The 20089-nt window shown below is 46.9% G+C and carries 23 protein-coding genes, 1 tRNA gene and 1 pseudogene; 14 read left to right on the forward strand and 11 right to left on the reverse strand.

Annotated features, from left to right (window positions below):
- The 5 genes and pseudogenes from CIK98_RS00495 to CIK98_RS00515 all read right to left on the reverse strand — a co-directional run.
- Positions 1-890 (reverse strand): annotated as a pseudogene (locus tag CIK98_RS00495) (YgiQ family radical SAM protein); the annotation flags it as partial.
- Positions 887-1225 (reverse strand): hypothetical protein, encoded by a 339-nt coding sequence (locus tag CIK98_RS00500; protein ID WP_094382347.1) that lies wholly within the window; start codon positions 1223-1225, stop codon positions 887-889. The gene CIK98_RS00500 and the pseudogene CIK98_RS00495, both read right to left, overlap by 4 nt.
- An 83-nt stretch (positions 1226-1308) precedes the next feature.
- The gene (locus CIK98_RS00505; RefSeq protein ID WP_094382348.1) at positions 1309-3894 is read right to left on the reverse strand and encodes a fibronectin type III domain-containing protein; all 2586 of its coding nucleotides are present in this window, start codon (positions 3892-3894) and stop codon (positions 1309-1311) included.
- A 43-nt stretch (positions 3895-3937) separates the two neighbouring features.
- Positions 3938-4483, reverse strand: a complete 546-nt coding sequence (locus CIK98_RS00510) for a 1-acyl-sn-glycerol-3-phosphate acyltransferase (RefSeq protein ID WP_094382349.1) — start codon at positions 4481-4483, stop codon at positions 3938-3940.
- Positions 4484-4485: 2 nt separating this feature from the next.
- Positions 4486-4758 (reverse strand): hypothetical protein, encoded by a 273-nt coding sequence (locus CIK98_RS00515; protein ID WP_094382350.1) that lies wholly within the window; start codon positions 4756-4758, stop codon positions 4486-4488.
- 212 nt (positions 4759-4970) lie between these two features.
- On the opposite strand from CIK98_RS00515, the gene CIK98_RS00520 reads away from it, so the two are divergent.
- Together CIK98_RS00520 and CIK98_RS00525 are read left to right on the forward strand one after the other, a co-directional pair.
- On the forward strand, positions 4971-6614 hold the full coding sequence (locus CIK98_RS00520) for a diphosphate--fructose-6-phosphate 1-phosphotransferase (RefSeq protein ID WP_094382351.1): 1644 nt from the start codon (positions 4971-4973) through the stop codon (positions 6612-6614).
- A gap of 100 nt (positions 6615-6714) precedes the next feature.
- Positions 6715-7566 carry a glycoside hydrolase family 25 protein gene (locus tag CIK98_RS00525; protein WP_094382352.1) on the forward strand — a complete coding sequence of 284 codons (852 nt, stop codon included), beginning with the start codon at positions 6715-6717 and terminating at the stop codon, positions 7564-7566.
- Here the strand turns inward: CIK98_RS00525 and prmA are convergent.
- From prmA to CIK98_RS00550, 5 genes are all read right to left on the reverse strand, one after another.
- A complete protein-coding gene (prmA, locus tag CIK98_RS00530; protein ID WP_094382353.1) occupies positions 7547-8422 on the reverse strand; it encodes a 50S ribosomal protein L11 methyltransferase in 876 nt (291 codons plus the stop codon). The genes CIK98_RS00525 and prmA overlap by 20 nt on opposite strands.
- Positions 8419-9081 (reverse strand): endonuclease III, encoded by a 663-nt coding sequence (nth, locus tag CIK98_RS00535; protein WP_094382354.1) that lies wholly within the window; start codon positions 9079-9081, stop codon positions 8419-8421. The genes prmA and nth overlap by 4 nt, the downstream gene beginning before the upstream one ends.
- Before the next feature lie 3 nt (positions 9082-9084).
- Positions 9085-9156, reverse strand: a tRNA-Arg gene (locus CIK98_RS00540).
- 118 nt (positions 9157-9274) lie between these two features.
- Positions 9275-10018, reverse strand: a complete 744-nt coding sequence (locus CIK98_RS00545; protein ID WP_094382355.1) for a peptidylprolyl isomerase — start codon at positions 10016-10018, stop codon at positions 9275-9277.
- A 105-nt stretch (positions 10019-10123) separates the two neighbouring features.
- Entirely contained in the window at positions 10124-10801 is a 678-nt protein-coding gene (locus tag CIK98_RS00550; protein ID WP_172409754.1) for a SagB/ThcOx family dehydrogenase, read from the reverse strand.
- A 237-nt stretch (positions 10802-11038) separates the two neighbouring features.
- On the opposite strand from CIK98_RS00550, the gene CIK98_RS00555 reads away from it, so the two are divergent.
- The 8 genes from CIK98_RS00555 (at position 11039) to CIK98_RS00585 (ending at position 16169) form a co-directional block, all read left to right on the forward strand.
- Positions 11039-11887, forward strand: a complete 849-nt coding sequence (locus CIK98_RS00555; RefSeq protein WP_094382357.1) for a hypothetical protein — start codon at positions 11039-11041, stop codon at positions 11885-11887.
- Complete coding sequence (locus CIK98_RS00560; protein WP_094382358.1) at positions 11884-12324, forward strand: S24/S26 family peptidase; 441 nt, start codon at positions 11884-11886, stop codon at positions 12322-12324. The genes CIK98_RS00555 and CIK98_RS00560 overlap by 4 nt, the downstream gene beginning before the upstream one ends.
- Positions 12325-12398: 74 nt before the next feature.
- On the forward strand, positions 12399-12665 hold the full coding sequence (locus tag CIK98_RS00565; RefSeq protein ID WP_094382359.1) for a PqqD family protein: 267 nt from the start codon (positions 12399-12401) through the stop codon (positions 12663-12665).
- On the forward strand, positions 12635-14287 hold the full coding sequence (locus CIK98_RS00570) for an ABC transporter ATP-binding protein (protein ID WP_094382360.1): 1653 nt from the start codon (positions 12635-12637) through the stop codon (positions 14285-14287). Before CIK98_RS00565 ends, CIK98_RS00570 begins: the two co-directional genes overlap by 31 nt.
- 87 nt (positions 14288-14374) lie before the next feature.
- Positions 14375-14929 carry a peroxiredoxin gene (locus CIK98_RS00575; RefSeq protein WP_305775634.1) on the forward strand — a complete coding sequence of 185 codons (555 nt, stop codon included), beginning with the start codon at positions 14375-14377 and terminating at the stop codon, positions 14927-14929.
- Between the two features lie 180 nt (positions 14930-15109).
- Positions 15110-15289, forward strand: a complete 180-nt coding sequence (locus CIK98_RS17485; RefSeq protein WP_141210340.1) for a hypothetical protein — start codon at positions 15110-15112, stop codon at positions 15287-15289.
- 364 nt (positions 15290-15653) lie between these two features.
- Entirely contained in the window at positions 15654-15911 is a 258-nt protein-coding gene (locus CIK98_RS00580) for a DUF4160 domain-containing protein (protein WP_094382361.1), read from the forward strand.
- 6 nt (positions 15912-15917) lie between these two features.
- On the forward strand, positions 15918-16169 hold the full coding sequence (locus CIK98_RS00585; RefSeq protein ID WP_094382362.1) for a DUF2442 domain-containing protein: 252 nt from the start codon (positions 15918-15920) through the stop codon (positions 16167-16169).
- A 98-nt stretch (positions 16170-16267) separates the two neighbouring features.
- Here the strand turns inward: CIK98_RS00585 and CIK98_RS18580 are convergent, their stop codons facing one another.
- A complete protein-coding gene (locus tag CIK98_RS18580; protein ID WP_253249594.1) occupies positions 16268-16627 on the reverse strand; it encodes a DUF2442 domain-containing protein in 360 nt (119 codons plus the stop codon).
- Positions 16628-16901: 274 nt separating this feature from the next.
- On the opposite strand from CIK98_RS18580, the gene ftsZ reads away from it, so the two are divergent.
- The 4 genes from ftsZ to CIK98_RS00600 form a co-directional block, all read left to right on the forward strand.
- A complete protein-coding gene (ftsZ, locus tag CIK98_RS00590) occupies positions 16902-18170 on the forward strand; it encodes a cell division protein FtsZ (protein WP_094382363.1) in 1269 nt (422 codons plus the stop codon).
- A 4-nt stretch (positions 18171-18174) separates the two neighbouring features.
- Positions 18175-18762, forward strand: a complete 588-nt coding sequence (locus tag CIK98_RS00595; protein WP_094382364.1) for a hypothetical protein — start codon at positions 18175-18177, stop codon at positions 18760-18762.
- Between the two features lie 134 nt (positions 18763-18896).
- On the forward strand, positions 18897-19061 hold the full coding sequence (locus CIK98_RS17820) for a hypothetical protein (protein WP_172409755.1): 165 nt from the start codon (positions 18897-18899) through the stop codon (positions 19059-19061).
- Between the two features lie 504 nt (positions 19062-19565).
- Positions 19566-20089, forward strand: a 524-nt coding sequence (locus tag CIK98_RS00600) for a virulence-associated E family protein (protein ID WP_216358942.1), incomplete at its 3' end; no start/stop codon positions are given.

The following is a 20089-nucleotide window of genomic DNA, read 5'->3' on the forward strand; positions in this document are numbered from 1 at the left end:
AAAAAAAAAATAGGATGAGGCAGTCGGGTGTATGGCAGGTCAAAGGATGCGTCGAGTTCTTCGGTGGTCATGGGAGGGTATGGAGGGTTTACCACTACGGTTTTCCGTCCCACGTTCTGCAACAGTCTCGATGCATGCATCTTGTTTGATTCCTCTTCTATATGCCTATAGTTCTCAGCCTCAGCCCTTTTGTCTTTCATGCACGTCTCATGACTATTGAGCACAATGTCGGTTGTGCCCATTGCTGTTGGCACGTCATTGCTGTCGGCAAGGTAGACGGTTTGCGGTATGTCGGTGATGTCGCCTATGTTATATCCCTCGTCAAGTCTTTTGCATAGTTCCAATGTAGGTTTCTCTCCCATGCCATATATTATCATGTCGGCATGGCTGTCGCAGAGAATGCAAGGGCGCAGTCGGTCTTGCCAGTAGTCGTAGTGTGTGAGTCGTCGCATGGAAGCCTCTATCCCGCCCAGCACTACAGGCACTTCGGGGTATAGTTGTTTTAGTATCTGCGTATAGACAATTGTGGGATATTCCGGTCGCAAGTCGTGCCTGCCGTCTGGACTGTATGCATCTTCCGACCTTAGGCGTCTGTTGGCTGTGTATTTGTTCACCATAGAGTCCATACATCCTGGTGCCACGCCGAAAAACAGTCTTGGCTTACCCAATTTTTTGAAGTCGCGGAAGTCGCCGTGCCAGTCAGGCTGTGGCACTATAGCCACCCTGTATCCCGCCGCTTCGAGAGTACGTCCAATTACTGCCGCTCCGAACGAAGGGTGGTCTACGTAAGCGTCAGCCGAGAACAAGATGACATCCACCTTGTCCCACTTTCGCAGATCGAGTTCCTTCTTTGTAGTAGGAAGAAAGTCTGTAAGCCTGTATTCCTTCATTCTTCTTCGTTTCCCTTTTCTTCTTCGGTGTTTGATTCTTCGTTTTGGTCCACCCACTTAATGTATAGCAGAATGAGTTGTTGCAGTCCGAATGCCTTCATGTTGGGATGGTAGATGACGTCGAGGCATAGGTCGAGCAGGTCTTTGTCTTTCAGGGTTTCTGTTTCCAGCATGGCCCTGATATTGAGCTTTAGTTTTTCGAGCACTTGTTCGTCCACGAAGCCGTTGCTGTCGATGAGGCCTCTGAACAACTGATGATTTTTAATTGTCTGAAGATGAGCCTCGCTGATTTCGATGCTTCTTGTTCCTGATGGGTTTGATTGTATCTTATACATATTTATATATTAAATTAAAACTTTTCAAATCTTGATTATAACATTTCTCCACCCTCCACCTTCTTCCCTCCACCCTCTCCATATTACTTCAACAGAAAATCGATGAATCCTCTCATGATGGACATTCGCTTCTGATGGTCAACAATACACTCGAAAGGCACGGCTGATGAAATGGTGCGGTAGTCGTTGCCTTGGTATGCCACGGCAGCCGACTGTCCGTCGTTGTAGGCAAGGGTTGCGAAAGCCGGTATGACGGGCGACAGGATGTCGGGAGACGTTGCTGCATAATGTGAGGCGTTGAGTTCGTGATGGAAAGAGAACTCTGTAGAGAGTCCTTTCAGCATACTGGATTTTCCTTGGTATGAGCCGCCAAAGTCGCAGTGAAGCAGTTCGCGTATGGCCTGGCGCTCTTGTTCTGTTTGAGAGTCGCTTGTTATGTAGGCACCTGTCACAAGCAGAGAACCGCCCTTTTGTGTGAAGTATTTCATTATGTTGGCTATCTCTGGCGTGAAGGTCCTGAATGTCTTTCCGTCCAATGAGCGTTGTAGGCCTGCTACGATGTCGACGAGCGATATGTCCGACAGTGTTGCTATTCCTTTTTCAAGAGCTTTTGCCGAACAACTAACAATGGAGTAGTTGCCGGCGTAGCTTATGGCAGAGGCGTGAGTGCGCACATAGTTTCTGTCGTTGCCAGCCACTATCTTTCCTTCCAGTTCGCTGCTGCTGTAGCCGAGAGCTCCTGGTCCTTCTCCTCCTGCGTTCTTGGTATTGAACGATATTTGTGGGCCACACCATCCAGCAGTCTTTCCAAGTGTCACCCCAGGGTCTTCTTCCATGTCGAATCCTTTGCCCAATGGGCGGTTTACTACGGCGGGAGACGACGTGCGGTCAAAGCCGTCAACTATCATTATCTTGTGGCGACTATAGGGATTATACATTGCGCAGAGCACTTGCGTAGGAAAGCTTTTTCCGCCTTTGTTGAGTGCCGCTACTCGAAAGCTGTATAACACTCCAGGTTCCAGTCTGATGCTGTACTCGGGTTGTTGTCCGGTCACAGTGCCGTTATCGAAGTCTGCAGTGCCAGTTGCTGTATATACTACATATTCTGTGGGCTTTGCCGTGGGTTCAAGGTTGTCTTCCACAGGAGTCCACGAGAGGGTCGCCTTACCGTCGTTGTCGAGCGAGATGCTGAAGTTGTCGGGTGTGAGTGGCGATACGGTGTAGTCTTTTCCGTGCATTTTGTTCACGTATTTCAGTATACTCTTGTATATAGACCGTGCCATACAGAATCTGAATTCCGGGTCGAGCCCAAGACACATGTCGTTGAAGTTTTGGTGTGACAGGGTTTCAATAATGGCGCTTGGCACTTCAGGTAGCCGAGTCTCGGAATAGTTCTGGTTGCGTAGCTCGCGTATTGGCCACGCTCCATATTTCTGTCCGAGGTCTCTGCTGAGGTTGTCGAGCAGTGTCTGTGCAAAATCTCTCGAAACGAGTCTGGAGATACCCGCATTCAGTCTTCCGTCATTAAACTGTGTGGTACAGATGCCCATTGAACCAATGAGCGAGGTGTCGTCATTCCTGTATCCTGCGTCGCTGTGTACGGCGAGCGACAGTTCTATGGGCACGTTTCTACCATTTCTTGAAGGCATGTATGGCGACCCTCCTCCAAGAAGGTTTGTCATGTGCGATCTGACGTTGATGTCGTCACTATAGTCGTCGAGTCCTTGTTTGGGGCTATAAACGTCGTATGGCATTCCTGCCCATTGAGCGTAGTATCTGGCCCCTTCCAGACATCGTGGCATTCCACTTGTATTGCCACCCCTTTCAATGTTTCCCATTCCTCCTCCGAATCTGACGGCATCCGCTGTGACCACGCCTTTCCTGTGTTTGCTTTGCGATGTGAGCACCACTCTGTTAAACTCGTCAGATCCTTTATCGAAGTCGAAAGTGCCAAGGTATACCCAAGTGCCTCCACCCATTCTTTGGTTAACCTTGAATGTGGTTTGTTGTCCTTTATGCCATACGGTATAAATAGCGTCGTCGATGCTTTTCTTCACTGTTTGGTAACTTACATATACGGCATACCGTCCCTCTTCAGGAAATGAAGGCTGGTATGATATAATGTTGTATCTCTTCGAACTTCTTGTAGTTTTGCTCATTCGGGCTGTTCCAGCCTCGAAAGGGTTTTCGTTGTCATGGTATATGCCGTCATGGCAGGCAAAGCCGCGAGTATTAGCCGTTTCCCAATGGCCTTTGGCTTCAGCCTCAATATATTCAGTGGGAGAGTTTTGCCTGTCGTTGTCTACAATAACCTCGTTTGTCTGCCAGTCTCTCTCCCTTGGCGTAAAGACCACAGCTCCTGCGTTTTCAAGCATGGGCATGAGATATGGCACTACGATGGTTTGTGTAAACAAGTCTTCGTTGGTGCAGAAGAGGTTTGGCCTTTGCCATTTCCACTTGCCTTTTTTCGCGTCGTAGTATCTTCCGTGGCTAGCCCATAAGGCGATATGTCTGTTGTATAGTCCTTTTGAGATTTTGTAAGGCAAGGAGACGTTTTTCACCCAAGGTTCTCCGTCGTAGTCGATGTTAGCCCACAGACCTTTTTGCCCTTGCGCTTTTGAGCTCAAAGTCGCGAGGACTATACCTATAATAATTATAATATGTCTCATCTTTTATATTCAGTCTCTGTGGAATGTGTGTCGTGTGGTATTTTTAAAGAGCGAAGTTATCCGGATTCTTTCCTTTGAAGTCTTTGTAATAGTCCTTCACTTCTGCCATTTGCTTCTCCACATCTCCATTAGGAATTATTGTTTTCCTGCAAACAATGATTTTTTTCTCGAAGTCGATGCCGTAGAGGAGTATGGGCAGATTAGCCTTTTGCGCAATGAAGTAGAAGCCCTTTTTCCATTCGGGGTTTGCCGACCTCGTGCCTTCAGGAGTCACGGCTAGGTGAAACGTCTTCATGTCTCTTGCTGTTTGTGCGAGGTTGTCGGTCATGCTTGTGTGTTTCGACCTCCATACTGGTATTCCACCGAGTTTTCTCATCATTATTCCCATAGGCCAGAAGAACCATTCCTTTTTCATGAGGAAGTTGCAGCTTATGCTTTCAGCTCCGGCGTATAGTTGTCCGATTATGAAGTCCCAATTGCTGGTATGCGGTGCGATACAGATGATATATTTTTCTGGGTGTGCTTCCGTGATGTCAGTTTTCCATCTCATCTTTTTGTAAAGCATCCAGCGGCAAAACGATTTCCACATTGTCAGTTGAGATTTGTTATTTGGTCGATTACCTCTAATGTGTCGTTGTTGAAGGCTTCGATGAGATTGTTAAAATATGCCTTTGGTTTCATACCTGGCTCTACGTGTGAGATACGCCTGACGTAGTCGTTTCTCATGTTGAGTATATTGTTTATTATAGCCAACACATTATCTTCGGCTGGCTTAGAATCATAAAGAGATACAGCCACGACCTCGGCTGCCAAGTCTGTGCAGATATTATTGATCACGCTTTTCAGTTCTTTTCTTTTTGCCATGATTTTATTGTTAAAAGATTATTGTTTTTGAATTTTCGGAGGTAAAGTTAAGCAAAATATTCGATATAGACCATATTTCATATAAAAAAAATATTAAAAAGTTGTTTTTCGCCCGATTTCTTTCTTATTTTTCGGCAAAAAGTGTTACTTTTGCAGATGAAAACGTATAGACGTTAAACAATTTTATAATTAATACATATATTTTGCTACTTATGGAAAAAAGTGCTTTGCAGATTGCACGCGCAGAATATCAGCCAAAATTGCCAAAGGCTTTGCGTGGTGCATTGAAGGCTGTGGAGGGCGAGCCCACACAGTCAGTTGCAGACCAGGAAGAGGTTCAGAATCTTTTCCCTAATACTTATGGTATGCCGTATCTAAAGTTTGAACCTACAGAGGGCGAGGCAACATCGCTTGCTATCAATGTCGGTGTCATTCTATCTGGTGGACAGGCTCCTGGTGGTCATAATGTCATCTCAGGATTGTTTGACGGCATAAAGAAGCTCAATCCAGAGAACCGTCTCTATGGTTTCATCCTCGGTCCTGGAGGTCTCGTTGACCACAACTATATGGAACTCACTGCCGACATTATCGACGAGTACCGCAACACCGGTGGTTTCGACATCATCGGTTCTGGACGTACAAAGCTTGAGAAGCAGGAGCAGTTCGACAAAGGTCTCGAAATTCTCAAGGCTCTTGATATCAAGGCTCTCGTCATCATAGGTGGCGACGACTCTAACACCAATGCCTGCGTGCTTGCAGAATACTATAAGGCTATCGGTGCCAATGTGCAGGTTATTGGATGTCCGAAGACTATCGACGGCGACCTGAAAAACTCGGAAATCGAGACCTCTTTCGGTTTCGACACCGCTACAAAGGTATACTCTGAGGTAATAGGCAACATCATGCGTGACTGCAACTCTGCCAAGAAATACTGGCATTTCATCAAGCTTATGGGCCGTTCTGCGTCTCATGTCACCCTCGAGTGCGCTCTTCAGACACATCCAAACATTACCCTCATTGGTGAGGAAGTGGAGGCAAAGAACCAGACTCTCGACGATGTTGTGACATACATTGCCGATGCAGTTGCCGACCGTGCCACCCGTGGTATGAACTATGGCGTAGTGCTCGTTCCAGAAGGACTCATCGAGTTTATTCCAGCCATCAAGAAACTCATTGCCGAACTTAATGACATGCTCGCCGCCAACCAAGCCGACTTCGACATGATTGCAGACGACAAGAAGATTGACTACGTGCTTCAGCACCTCTCAGAGGAGAATGCGGCCATCTTCAAGAGCCTTCCTATTTCAGTGTCTCGCCAGCTTGCATTGGAGCGCGACCCACACGGTAACGTACAGGTATCGCTTATCGAGACAGAGCAGCTGTTGGCTGAGATGGTGGGCAAGAAGCTTGCACAGTGGAAGAAGGACGGCCTCTTTAGCGGCAAGTTCTCTACACAGCATCACTTCTTCGGCTACGAAGGCCGTTGTGCTGCACCTTCAAATTTCGACGCCGACTACTGCTATTCTCTCGGTTTCAATGCTTCTATGCTTATTGCTGCAGGAAAGACCGGTTATATGTCGTCGGTGAAGAACACCTCGAAACCTGTTGACGAATGGATTGCCGGTGGTATTCCAATCACTATGATGATGAACATGGAGAAGCGCAACGGTCAGATGAAGCCTGTTATCCGCAAGGCTCTTGTCGAACTCGATGGCAAACCATACAAGTTCTTTGTTGCACATCGTACAAAATGGGCTCGTGAGACAGAGTTCGTATATCCTGGCCCAATCCAGTATTTTGGTCCAGCCGCAGTTTGCGACCAGCCTACCAAGACCCTGATTCTGGAGCAGGCGTAAGATTGTTAATAAGGAATGAGGGATATAGAGGGTAGAAGGCTTTTCCTTCTTCCCTCTACCTCCTTCCTTCTACCTTCTTCCCCCCTCTTTTTTAACGCTCATGCCATCTACCCGTAAGCCCAAGAAACGCACCTATAGCAGTCCTGTACGCAGGAAGAAACCCAATGTACTCATCCGCTTGTTACAGAAACTGCCCGGATGGGCATGGTGGTTTGGCGGCTTTGTAGTGGTGGCTCTCTATGTCTTTTTCTTCTACTATTTCTTCGTATCTCCTTTCGGCTTCAGATGGAGGGCATTGTATGGCGATGTGCCATATCCCGAAGGCTACGAGATACACGGCATTGACATAAGCCATTATCAGGGAAAGATTGACTGGGAGAAATTGCGCAACAACGGTATGATAGAGAAGTGCCCCGTGAGATTTATTATGATTAAGGCAACAGAAGGGGCAAGTAAACTCGACGACAATTTTATCGACAATTTTTATCAGGCGCGCGAGTATGGATTCATACGCGGTGCCTATCATTTCTGGAGTATATATTCATCGGGAAGGGCACAGGCAGAATATTTTATCAAGCAAGTGAAACTCGAACGTGGCGACTTGCCGCCAGTGCTCGACGTGGAACATAAGTCCAAGTCGCAAACCGACGAGGAGTTTAAGGAGAGCGTTCTCACTTGGCTTCGCATCGTTGAAAAAGAATACGGAGTGAAACCAATCATCTACACCTATTATAAATTCAAGCTGAAATATCTTAGCGACCCGGTATTCGACGAGTATCCTTATTGGATAGCACACTATTATGTTGACAAAGTGGAATATAAGGGGAAGTGGAAATTCTGGCAGCATACCGACTGTGGCAGACTGCCAGGTATAAAAGGCTATGTGGACTTCGACATTTACAATGGAAGTTACTACGATCTCAAGCGCCTTACTATAGGTAATGAGGAGTGAAGAAAGAGAGCATAGCCCAGTCGTTGTCGATTTTTTCCTTTATGAATGAAAGACCTAACGATGCAGCCTTTTCTTTTAGGCAGTCGGTATCAGCAGAGTAAAAACCGCTAAGCAACAGTATTCCACCATCCTTCATTTTTTCAGCAAACCTCTCCATATCGTTGAGAATGATGTTGCGATTGATGTTTGCTACTACAATATCAAACTTTTCTTCAACATTGTCAAGCACCTTAGCGTCACCAAGCAGTGGCGTGTATCTTTCATCCACACGGTTTATCACAGCGTTGTGGCGAGTGTTGTCTACACTCCACTCGTCAATATCATATCCCATTGCACGTTCAGCCCCTCGCTTAAGAGCCACTATACCGAGAATGCCCGTTCCGCAGCCGCAGTCGAGTATGCTTTTGCCTGTAAGGTCGGTGTTTGCCAGTTCACCCACAATCATGCGTGTAGTTTCATGAGTTCCGGTGCCAAATGCCAACTTTGCATCTATTTCCACCACAGTCATACTGTCGGTCATGTTTTCTGGCAAGTGTCGTCCGTCGTGTATCACGCATTTGTTTTCCACCACGATAGGCTCAAAGCCCTCCATTTCCCATTGCTCGTTCCAGTCGCGGTATTCCGCTTCCCTTTTGTCGTAAGTGATGGTAACGTGGTCGAAAGGGAAGTCTGCGATTGACTCGATAAGGCATTCCTCGTCGAATAGTTCAGTCTGCACATATCCCTTCAGTCCATTGTCGGTGTCTTCAAAAGTCTCGAAGCCAGCTTCTCCAGCCATGGCAGCCAATATGTCGCGAGCGTCCTGTAAACATTCTCCCGCTCCCTCAATTTTAAATTCTATTTCAAAGTATTTCATACCTTCTGTTTTTTACCTTCCACCTTCTTCCCTCTTTCAAGACACGCTTCCGCAATCTTGCACTTCTCGCAATGTGGCTTTCTTGCCGTGCAGACATATCGCCCATGCAAAAGAATCCAGTGGTGTGCCAATCCCAGTTCCTCTTGAGGAATATATTTCCTCAGTCGTTCTTCCACTTTCCTTGGAGTGTTGTCTGAAGCAGACACGAGCCCTATTCGGTGGCTCACCCTGTATACATGAGTGTCTACAGGCATTGCAGCTTGTCCGAAAGCCACCGACAGCATCACGTTGGCAGTCTTTCTTCCCACTCCTGGCAGCGATGTGAGTTCGTCGAGTGTCGACGGCACTTTTCCGTCAAATCTCTCAACCAGTTGTCGTGCCATTTCAGTCAGATGGGCAGCCTTGGCGTTAGGATACGACACACTTTTCACAAATACAAAGATATCCTCCGCCTCAGCCTTTGCCATAGCCTCGGCAGTGGGATAGTGTCTGAAAAGTTCAGGGGTGACTTGATTAACTCTCTTGTCGGTGCATTGTGCGCTAAGTATCACGGCGACAAGTAGTTGGAACTCGCTACCAAATTCGAGTTCAGTTGTGACGTTAGGCATTTCCTTCCGGAAGTGCTCCAATAAGATTTGGTATCTTTCTTCTCGTTTCATTAGTACGCTCATGGGGAATCGAACCCCAACCAAAGGAACCGGAATCCTTCATTCTATCCATTAAACTATGAGCGCATGTTTTTAAATGCGGCTGCAAAGATACATATAATTTTTTATATCACCAAGTCTTTTGCTTATTTTTCGTAAAAAGAAGTTTCGTTGTATCTTTGCAACCGCCGTCAGTCCACAGGTGTCAGAGTAGCGAGACTGTCATCTTTATGTCCTCCACAGGGCGGTCGTTGCGTCCTGTTGCGACATTCTGTATCTGTTCCACCACGTCGAGACCTTCTTCCACTTCTCCAAACACAGTGTACTGGTTGTCGAGAAACGGAGTGCCGCCAATGGTTGTGTAAGCCTTCACTTGCTCATCGGTCAGCTTTGGCGCTCCCTGTTCAGAGCAGATGGCGTGGGTCTGGGCTATGAGGTCATCTTGCAGCTCTTGTAGCGCAGCCTTGTCGCGATTGCGTCTCAGTTCCATTATTTTGGCCTTGTTTTCAGTCACGAGTTTGTTGAACACAGCCTGTTCTTGCTGCATGGCCATCTGTCGTTCCATCTGTTTCAGTTCGGCAGGTTTGTATGTCTTTCCCCATACGATGTAGAACTGGCTACCACTGCTTTCCCGGTTAGGGTTCACCTCGTCGCCTGTTCTTGCGGCACTCAGTGCGCCACGTTTGTGGAAGAGTTGCGGGTAGACGAATTCCGCAGGAATGGTGTAGTCAGGACCTCCCATGCCGAGGTTCTTTCCTGCTGGAGCTCCTTTAGAGTCAGGGTCACCACCTTGTATCATGAAGTCTTTGATGACACGATGGAACAGGGTTCCGTCGAAATAGCCCTCCTTTGCAAGTTTCACGAAGTTGTCACGATGACGAGGAGTCTCGTCGTATAGGCGAACGATGATGTCGCCGAGCGATGTTTCAATTTTTACTTTCACGTTGATAAATATTTATTTTGATTCTGCATGCAAAGGTAATTCAAATATTTCTTTTATCCAAATTTTCCCCCTTTTTTTTATATCAACAGAACCAATGGTCCACTATATCAGTTACTTCTCGTAACCTACTGGATGATTGATGAGGAGTGTTTTGTTCTCGTCAAGATGCAGTTCCTTGGCGAGAGTCTCCTTGTCCATGGTCATTCTGGGCACGGTAGCAAGACCGAGGGCAGTGCATGCCAGACAAATGTTCTGCGATACGTACCCGGAATCTATTGCTCCCATCACATCTGCGCCTTTGGCACGATCCCCGAATTTTGTACGGTCGCTTACAAGTACGAGACTTACGGGCGCAACGGCAACAGCCTCCTGGCGTCCAGCAACAGCAGAGCGCAAGTCCTTGTCGCTCACCTTCTGTAGCGAGTTGCCATCTGGAACATATAGCCATGCGCCATCCTTGGTGCATACATATACGAGGATGTCCTGCGCATTAATGGCAGAGGGAGCGGTAATCTTCTTTGTGTCGGGACGATTGATGCCGCAGGCGGCCCATAGTAGTTCGGAGAGGTCGGCGTCAGAAACGGCCTTGTCGCTGAAGTCGCGCACGGAGTGACGCTGCTGCAGTGATTCCATAAGAGTCATCTTGGCACTCTTGGTGGGAGTCGGCAATGAGCGTGTGTCATTTGCATTTGCATTTTGGCAACTTGTGGTTGCGATACTTGTTGCAGCCACGACAGCCACTGTCATAATAGACAGGGAAGTGAAAATAAATGTTTTCTTGAAGTTCATATACATAAATCGTTTATTGAGTTTTAACCGCTGCAAATATATACTTTTTTTCCGACTTATCCAAATATTTTGAAGGAAAGAATTATGTTTAAATCATGTTAATTCACCTATAGCAGTGCTAACTCCTGCAATTAATTTGCTTTTTTCTTTATATATACTTGCTTAGTTACAAGAAAAATGAGTATCTTTGTACCCCAAAAAAGAATAGATAATTGTTACTGTTATATTTTACTTAAAATGACAACAACAAGATTTTATAATGTGGCACGCCATGTGATGGCATTGACAGCCGAGGACGACATCTTTGCATTGCTCGACAACTGCCGTCCCTTTGAGGTGGTTCCGTCTGAACCATTGATAAGTATCGTGATACGCGATAAAGCTCCCTTGCCCGATGTGTGGACAGAGGAATGGCGGCAGGAGGAAGAGGGCGACGAGATTGCATGTGGACACGTGGATGGCTATCCGTTGTTCGTGTTCCGCTCGCGTGGCAAAATGGCAGGATGGTTGAAATGTGACAGCGACTATCACAGTGCGACGCTGACATTGGGCGAACTGCCAAAGTTGGCTATAGACAACGCGATGATGATAGTATATGCTCTTGCTACGGCGGAGATGAATACACTGTTGTTTCATGCCTCGGTGGTGTGTCGCGAGGGAAAGGCGTATATGTTTCTTGGTCCGAGCGGAACGGGCAAGAGTACTCACACCCGCTTGTGGCTCAGATATATTGAAGGAAGCCGACTGCTCAACGACGACAATCCTGTGGTGAGGATTGAGAATGATGGCAGAGCGGAAGTGTATGGATCGCCTTGGAGCGGGAAGACTCCGTGCTATGTCAACGAGCATTATCCCCTCGGCTCTATAGTTAGGCTAAAACAGGCTCCATATAATGCCATCCGGCCGATGTCGCCTGTCGAGGCATACGCCACCATGGCGTCGAGCGTATCGGGAAAAAGGTGGGAGAAGAGTATTGCCGACGGACTCCATCGTGCGCTCAACTCACTGACTGCCACTACAAGACTTTGGCAAATGGAATGCCTGCCCGATGAGGCTGCGGCGAAAATGACAAGCGGAACGATATGAATGACAACAAGATAATTGATGAGGCCGTGGCGCTGATGAACGATGGATACAGTGTCACCTTGCCTGTGTCAGGGCGCAGTATGCTGCCCTTTATCATCGGAGGCAGGGAGAGCGTTATTCTCGCTCCTCCTGCAGGACTCAAGCGTGGCATTGTGGCATTGGCATGGGTGGAAAACAGGCGATATGTGCTCCACCGCATCGAAAGAATCGATGGTGACAGGGTGACGCTGATGGGCGACGGCAATCTCGCTGGACGCGAATACTGCTCTGTGGCCGACGTCAAGGCGATTGCCACTCATGTGGTGGATAGCAAGCACCAGCGCCATTATCTGTATTCACATTGGCGAAAGACTGCATCTGCCGTTTGGTGGAAGTTACTGCCGATAAGGAAATACTTGTTGAAATTTGATGTTTCAAATTTCAAATTAAAGAATTAAAGAATTAAAAAATTAAAGAGGCGAGGAAGAATTAAAGGATTAAAGAATTAAAAAATTAAAAGAACTAAGAAGATATGAAGAAGAAAGACGGAATGGTGCTCCGCGAAGTTTGCGGAGAGAAAGTACTGGTGGGTGAGGGACTTGGTGCCGTGGATTTCGGTAGGTTGATAAGTCTCAATGACACTGCGGCATACCTTTGGGAACAACTCGACGGGAATTCGGACATAGACTCCCTGACTCTGGCTTTGTGCAAGGAATACGACGTGGAGACTGAGGTGGCACGACATGACGTTGAGGCCATCTTGGAAGAATGGATCAAGACTGGAGTGGTGGAGAGATGAATTATGCAAGGTGGTTTATAGAAAACACCCGCGGCATAAGACTGAATATCCTTGTTCGCATACTGGCAGGACTGTTGCAGACTGTTCTTGCCCTGCTTGTGGTGTGGCTGAGCAAAATGCTTATTGACGATGTCGCCATGACCGGCACTATAGTCGAGATGGCTATCCAGGCATTGCTGATAGCCGTTGCCGTAGTGGCTGGAGTGGGCATACGCCAAGTAAACCAATACCTTGCCAATAAGTCATTTATAAAAAAAGTGGCGGAACTTCGTCTCTCTCTCTTTTCACGACTATTCAACCGTTGCTTGTTTGAGGACAATGAAATTCATTCGGGTGACGTCACGTCGAGGATGGCTAAGGACATCGATGCGGTGAGCGAGACATTGGCTGTACAACTGCCGCAAGTGGTGGTGATGACGATACAACTTGTAGGCGCATTCCTGCTGATGAGATGGTTTGACAGCCGACTGGCTTGGGCGCTTGTCCTCATCACTCCGCTCGCAATAATATTAGGAAAGTATATTGCCCACCGTCTGAAAAAAATAACTCTCTCGATACGTGAGGATGAGAGCCGAATAATGGCGAAGATACAGGAGAGTGTGGAATTGAATGCAGTGCTGAGAGCATTACAGGGCGAGAGATGGATGCTGGATAGGGTGGGGGAACTGCAAGACAGGCAGACAGTCAACTATATCCGCCGTTCACGGTTTATGGTGTTCAGTAGGTTTGCCCTTGGTTGCACCTTCGGCCTTGGGTATATGCTCGCCTTCGTGTGGGGAGCCTATGGATTGCGCACCGGGGCTATCACCTTCGGAGTGATGACATCCTTCCTTCAACTCGTAGGTCAGATACAGCAACCCATACTCTCATTGCTCGGTTCGTTTCCCTCAATCATCTATAGCACTGCCAGTATCGACAGACTGAAGGAGATGGATCATGGCGAAGGAGAGCAATCTGAAAAGTGTGAAGACATTACGACAAATGACGTGCTTGGAATACGCATGGACAACGTGACATTCCGCTATGCAAAGGGCGACAGGGATGTGGTGAGTCATTTCTCGCATGACTTCCGCCCCGGCACTAAGACAGCCATCCTCGGAACGACAGGAACAGGAAAGACAACGCTCTTCCGACTAATACTCAACTTCATACAACCCGCCAGTGGAGTGGTGGCATTCTACGGTGATGGCTTCACTCATGTGGCAGACAAGAGCACGAGGGCGCATGTGGTGTTTGTGCCACAGGGAAACACGCTGATAAGTGGCACGATACGCAATAACCTGTTGATGGCAAAACCCGACGCATCCGACGAGGAACTGCAGACAGCCCTTTACACGTCGTGTGCCGACTTTGTCTTCGATTTGCCACAGGGGCTCGACACGGTATTGTCGGAACATGGAGGCGGATTGAGTGAGGGGCAGGCACAGCGCATAGCAATAGCGCGCGGACTTCTCCGCCCTGGTGCGGTATTACTGCTCGACGAGATCAGTTCGGCTCTCGACGAGGCCACGGAGCACGAATTGTTCAGTCGCCTTTTCGCTGCTCGTCCCTCTACCACCATGTTGCTTATTACCCACAGAAAAAAAGTGGCGTCCCTCTGTGATGAACGCCTCCCTTTATAATATTGTAATGGCTAATTTATTTTTTATTCGTACATTTGCATGTGAAAACAATAATATTTTTCAATAATAAAAAATACATTTATGAATATGACAAGAACAAGTATTTTCAAGGTTTATGGCAATGGCATCGCCAAAATATTATTAATAGTAGCATTCATGTTATGCATGCAAACTATTAACGCCCAAGAGGATCTCGACGCGAAATATGCCACAGAACTGCCAAAGGTGGGCACTGTAGCTCCCGACTTCACACTTGCCTCACTGGACGGCAACACCATTTCATTGTCCGACTTCAAGGGTAAATATGTCGTGTTGGACTTTTGGGCATCATGGTGTCCCGACTGTATTCGCGATATTCCTGAAATACTATCCCTCTATAATGATTTTTCCGATAAAGGCGTTGTGTTCCTTGGAGTTTCGTTTGATACAGACAAGACCCGCTGGCAGACAACTGTTGAAAAATATGACATCAAGTATCCTCAATGCAGTGAGTTTAAGAAAATGCGAGAGGCGGAAGTGGCTAAACTATATGGCGTGAAATGGATTCCTTCATTGGTGGTAGTAGGACCTGATGGAAAAGTGGCACTGTCCACTGTCATAAGCCAAAAGGTAAAGGCATTACTCTTAGAACGAATAAAATAAAGACCCTGAATATGACATCAAAGACATGATTCATGAATTAACTTGCAACGTACAATTCCACGATACAACAATGAAAAAATATGCAATTGATGTCATCAAGCGTTTCTGCAACGGCATCCCAAAGTTCATACTAAAAGGTAACACTTCTAAGCAAGTGCGTTGAATAAGACCGACACAGATATGACTGTAGTTGCATATCATGGATTTAATTCCGCTCGTGCCTCCCACGACATTGTACTTATCAACGAGCTAACGGCTCGTGGCATTGATGTTAGTGCAATATATAACAATGGAAGAATATCATTCACCAAGAAGGTTGTTCTCGATAAAGAATCCGCAAGACTCATTATCCAAGAATAGCCACAAACAGAAATCACTCACATAAACAATAAGTCCGTATTCACGTCTGCTCTTGTGGATACGGACTTTTCCATTCCTCCAAACGTTTCACCTAATTAATTGCAGATTTACCATGCGAATACCCCGCTGCAGTGGAATCTTAGGAATCAATAATCAATCCAATCCGAGCCTTTGGCTCTTAATCTGTGCAAATCTGTCCCCTGTCCATGTTGCGGGATTGTTTTGTCTGCCAAATTTATTCAACATACACCAAAAACCTCACCTTTTTACCAAAACGAAACAAATATTTTGCATTTTCCTGCCGTTTTACTTGCATATATGAAAAATAAGACGTATTTTTGCCGAAAATAATTAATATGACGGTATGCCAGAAATAAGTAGATTTTACGGAATTATAATATACATGTATATGAGCGAACATAATCCGCCTCATTTTCATGTGTGGTATGAGAACTACAAGGCAATTATCACCATTAAGGATGGAATAATAACCGGGAGTCTTCCCAGACGTGCTTTGAACCTTGTGTATGAGTGGCTTGACATTCATAAGGATGAGCTTCTCGAAAATTGGAACAGGTTGGCTAATTTTGAAACTCCACAGAAGATTGAACCATTAAAATAATGAATCATGAACGAGGTATTGACAATTGAACAGGCTGAATATTCTGGAGGCTATACACTGGTGCTTCTATTCAGCAATGGGGAAAAGCGGGAATTCGACTTCGCGTCTCTCCTCGACAAGGGAGTGTGTAGGAAATTGAGGGACATGGATTATTTTAAGAATTTCAAGATTGATGGCTTTTCGGTGGATTGGAACAACGAAATCGGCTTCGCGCCCGAGTTCTTGTATGAAAACAGTGCGGCATTAGGGAATCAATAATCAATCCAATCCGAGCCTTTGGCTCTTAATCTGTGCAAATCTGTGGTATATAAAAACCTGGTACACTGACTGAAGTGAATGTCCCTATGACCCATTTTTTAAGGTTCACAAACAACACTGCATTTCTCAGGAGTTGCCTCACACAATCCGGCATCCACAAAAAGTCCTTCATACCCAAGGTCCTCATCTAAACTTGGCCAATGTATTCCAGTATATCCAAGTATAAAATCGTCATGTTGAGCTTTTGTCGCATTTTCCAAACGTTTCCATTTAGAAAACGGCGTAATACAAACTATTATCGAAAAGAACAAACTTTTGAGGCATTTTTTATTTGAATGCCAAGTGAAATGCCGAAAGTGACGAACAAGGCAGAAACGACCGAAATCCGCTTCTGTGGCGGATTGCCCCGTAGTAGCGTTGAAGTGTCTGTAATGGACATGGAGCGAAGGAGGTGACACACTCAAGCAACTGGAATTATACAACTCTTAAACAAAGAGGAGGATATGATGAAAGAAGCATATGCACAAAGCATAGAGTGTGAAGAGCCGTGTGAGGGGAGACTTTCACGCACGGTTCTGTGAGAGGGTGAGGGTGAAACTCCCTCGCTCTCCTCGACCTCTGACCCTCTGTCCCTCTGACCCGTTGATTTTTCCTCTCGCAAGCCTTGCGGAAATTTTGTGGTTTGAAATAGATGTTGTAACTTTGTAGCCGAAATAGAAAAAAAAAGGAAAAATGGAAGAAAGTTTGAATATACCTACAATAGATTTTGGTTCCGTTGAGGACAAATCGCTGAGAATTCTTAAAGTGGTTGGAGTGGGAGGCGGCGGATGCAATGCCGTAAGGAACATGTACAACGAGGGTATCGACGGCGTGTCGTTTGCCGTTTGCAATACCGACTCGAAGGTGCTGGCTAACTCGCCAGTGCCTGTGAAACTGCAGCTGGGCGAGGGCTTGGGAGCGGGTGCTAACCCTGAGGTGGGAAGGAGTGAGGCAGAGAGCAACGAGGACGACATAAGACGGTTGCTGAACGACAACACGAAAATGGTGTTCATCACGGCTGGTATGGGTGGAGGCACAGGTACTGGTGCCGCGCCTGTGGTGGCACGTGTGGCAAAAGAACTCGGCATACTTACTGTCGCCATAGTCACGATACCTTTCTATTTCGAAAGAAAAAGGAAAATAATAAAGGCACTGAAAGGCGTGGAGGAGTTGAGGCAGTATGTGGATGCAATGCTCGTGGTGAACAACGAGAGGCTCTGTGACGTGTATTCCGACTCGCAGATTCCACTTAACGATGCGTTGAAGCGTGCCGACGACGTGGTGAAGGAGGCGGTGAAAGGCATATCGGAACTCATTACCCTGCATAGCGACGGCAACATCAATCTCGACTTCCGCGATGTGGAGACAACGACAAAGAATGGCGGCGGAGCGATAATGGCTATGGGTAGGGCAAGTGGCACAAACCGTGTGGAGCAAGCCATAGTGGACGCCCTTGATTCGCCTTTGCTTTGCGGTAACGATGTTGGCAAGGCGAAGAAGATTCTGTTCAACATTTATGCAAGCACAGAACATCCGATATTGGTGAGCGAGATGCGTGAGATTGATGACTTCTTCGACCAACTGGATCCTGACATTGAGGTAATTTGGGGTACGTCGAACGACGACTCCTTAGGCGAGGATGCAAAGGTGACGATACTTGCCACTGGTATAGAAAATGACTTTACCCAAGACGTAGACGGACAGAAAGATGACAGCTACTACGAGGAAATGATTACAAAACTTTATAAGCCCATGAAGCCCCAAAAGGGTAAGGAGGACGAAACAACGGCTGAAACGGAGCAACCGACATTTGTGGTAGATGTGGCTCCTGACCCGGAACCGGCGGTGAAAGAGGTATCCGAAGAATCAGAACATGACAGTAGCATTGAAGGCAGGCCTACATCGGTTTTGGGCAAATGGAAGAAATGGTTGAGGGACAACATGGAAATGTACGAGGAATAGTGATATGGAAGAAAACATTATTTCAGCCGAGGAACTGGCACAAAGGCTTCAAGACATTGTGGCGAGGCTTAAGGCTATGGGACGAAGCGACCTTATACTGCGCTCAATAGGCGGAAGTACACTTGAGGAACTGAAGCTGGAAACGGCAAAGCACACGCTGAGCCGTCTTGTCGTGACCAGTGATTTCCGATTCTTGCTTCCCGACTACGGCAACGTGGAGGTGGATCTTCAGCCTGTGCATAAGGCAGTGTATCTGTTGTTTCTAAACCATCCTGAGGGCATAGAGTTCAAGCGTCTTGCTGACTATAGGGACGAACTCCGGAGATGGTATCGCATGACAGCACGACTGATGGACGGCAAGAAAATGGAAGAGAGCATACAGCATCTTACTAATCCATTGGACAACGCCATCAATGAGAAATGTTCGCGCATAAAACGGGCGTTTATGGAGATTATGGATGATTATTCTGCCCACTACTACATCATCAGCGGTCACTCTCCATTCAATGCAAAGAATTCTGGAAAGGTGTGGTACAAGCGTCTGAAAGTGATTCTTCTACCAAGGCATTTGTTGGAGATGGATAATCAATGATAGAGTTATTTACGTCGGGACAGGGGACAGGTCCGTGTCCCGCCTTATCAATATTTTTTTAAACATTTGTCAAAAGTCAGTGTCGGACAGTTCTGGCGACAAGCAATGCAATAACCTGTCTATGGCATTGTGGCATGCGGCATAGAGGTGGCAGGACAGTGATACAGGCTCGTTGGTGGAACGTGGGAAGCAGAAGTCGGAATGTCAAGGGAAATGCCGAAAGTGACGAACAAGGCAGAAACGTACCGAAGTCCTCTTATGTGGCGGATTGCCCCGTAGTAGCGTTGAAGTGTCTGTAATGGACATGGATCGAAGGGGGTGACACACTCAAGCAGCTGGAATTATACAACTCTTAAACAAAGAGGAGGATATGATGAAAGAAGCATATGCACAAAGCATAGAGTGTGAAGAGCCGTGTGAGGGGAGACTTTCACGCACGGTTATGTGAGAGGGTGAGGGTGAAACTCCCTCGCTCTACTCGACCTATGACCCTTTCGTACCTCTTCTGCTCAAATAAAGAATCATTCGCTGCTTGTCCAGATTTTTGAATGAAAAAACATAGGGAAAAGTTTGGATATGTGGCGGAATTTTTGTAATTTTGCACTGCTTTTTTGAATAAGGAGCCGATGAACGCCGAAGAATATTGCCAAAAACCCTTCACCCTTCACTTTTACGGTGTAAGTTGCTGAGGGACAGGGAAATATCGGAGTGAAGGGTTGCTCCAACCCTTCACCACCCTTCACTACCCTTCACAGGGCTGATTCTCCGGGGCGAATCGATTGTTTAACTTAAAATCTTTAATAATGGAAAAATTTTCAGGAACGTCAGAAATGACAGGAAACCAGATGCTGGTCTTCGAGGTAGAGGCCTATCTGGAAGAGAACTTTGAGTTTCGCAGAAATGTGGTGAGCGGCAAGACCGAATATCGCGCCATAAACTGCGATGAGTGGATAATTTTGACTGAAGAGGCGTTGAACTCCATTGTCCGTGAGGCAAAGAAGCAGGGCATCGGAGACGACAAGTCGCCACGGCAAGACATCAATGAGTATGTCATGTCGAATGCCGTGAAGAGGTACAGTCCCGTTTGCGACTTCCTCGAGACCTTGCCCAAGTGGGACGGACAGAACCACATTGCAGGACTCTTCAACCGCATTCCAGGCATGACAACGGAAACTATGGGCTGGTGTGCCGTGTGGTTTAGGTCAATGGTGGCGCACTGGCTGCAGATGGACAGCCAACACGGCAACGAGACTGTCCCTGTGCTTATCGGAAGGCAAGGTTGCGGCAAGAGCACGTTCGCTCTCCGACTTTTGCCAGAGAGCCTCAG

The sequence above is a fragment of the Prevotella sp. P2-180 genome (assembly GCF_002251435.1).
Classification (GTDB): Bacteria; Bacteroidota; Bacteroidia; order Bacteroidales; family Bacteroidaceae; genus Prevotella.

Bases quoted from the DNA above. Each gene is read 5' to 3' on its own strand.
- CIK98_RS00500 (WP_094382347.1), bottom strand. From the start codon at position 1,225: ATGTATAAGATACAATCAAACCCATCAGGAACAAGAAGCATCGAAATC.
- CIK98_RS00505 (WP_094382348.1), bottom strand. From the start codon at position 3,894: ATGAGACATATTATAATTATTATAGGTATAGTCCTCGCGACTTTGAGC.
- CIK98_RS00510 (WP_094382349.1), bottom strand. From the start codon at position 4,483: ATGTGGAAATCGTTTTGCCGCTGGATGCTTTACAAAAAGATGAGATGG.
- CIK98_RS00515 (WP_094382350.1), bottom strand. From the start codon at position 4,758: ATGGCAAAAAGAAAAGAACTGAAAAGCGTGATCAATAATATCTGCACA.
- CIK98_RS00520 (WP_094382351.1), top strand. From the start codon at position 4,971: ATGGAAAAAAGTGCTTTGCAGATTGCACGCGCAGAATATCAGCCAAAA.
- CIK98_RS00525 (WP_094382352.1), top strand. From the start codon at position 6,715: ATGCCATCTACCCGTAAGCCCAAGAAACGCACCTATAGCAGTCCTGTA.
- prmA (WP_094382353.1), bottom strand. From the start codon at position 8,422: ATGAAATACTTTGAAATAGAATTTAAAATTGAGGGAGCGGGAGAATGT.
- nth (WP_094382354.1), bottom strand. From the start codon at position 9,081: ATGAAACGAGAAGAAAGATACCAAATCTTATTGGAGCACTTCCGGAAG.
- CIK98_RS00550 (WP_172409754.1), bottom strand. From the start codon at position 10,801: ATGAACTTCAAGAAAACATTTATTTTCACTTCCCTGTCTATTATGACA.
- CIK98_RS00555 (WP_094382357.1), top strand. From the start codon at position 11,039: ATGACAACAACAAGATTTTATAATGTGGCACGCCATGTGATGGCATTG.
- CIK98_RS00560 (WP_094382358.1), top strand. From the start codon at position 11,884: ATGAATGACAACAAGATAATTGATGAGGCCGTGGCGCTGATGAACGAT.
- CIK98_RS00565 (WP_094382359.1), top strand. From the start codon at position 12,399: ATGAAGAAGAAAGACGGAATGGTGCTCCGCGAAGTTTGCGGAGAGAAA.
- CIK98_RS00570 (WP_094382360.1), top strand. From the start codon at position 12,635: ATGGATCAAGACTGGAGTGGTGGAGAGATGAATTATGCAAGGTGGTTT.
- CIK98_RS00575 (WP_305775634.1), top strand. From the start codon at position 14,375: ATGACAAGAACAAGTATTTTCAAGGTTTATGGCAATGGCATCGCCAAA.
- CIK98_RS17485 (WP_141210340.1), top strand. From the start codon at position 15,110: ATGACTGTAGTTGCATATCATGGATTTAATTCCGCTCGTGCCTCCCAC.
- CIK98_RS00580 (WP_094382361.1), top strand. From the start codon at position 15,654: ATGCCAGAAATAAGTAGATTTTACGGAATTATAATATACATGTATATG.
- CIK98_RS00585 (WP_094382362.1), top strand. From the start codon at position 15,918: ATGAACGAGGTATTGACAATTGAACAGGCTGAATATTCTGGAGGCTAT.
- ftsZ (WP_094382363.1), top strand. From the start codon at position 16,902: ATGGAAGAAAGTTTGAATATACCTACAATAGATTTTGGTTCCGTTGAG.
- CIK98_RS00595 (WP_094382364.1), top strand. From the start codon at position 18,175: ATGGAAGAAAACATTATTTCAGCCGAGGAACTGGCACAAAGGCTTCAA.
- CIK98_RS17820 (WP_172409755.1), top strand. From the start codon at position 18,897: ATGCGGCATAGAGGTGGCAGGACAGTGATACAGGCTCGTTGGTGGAAC.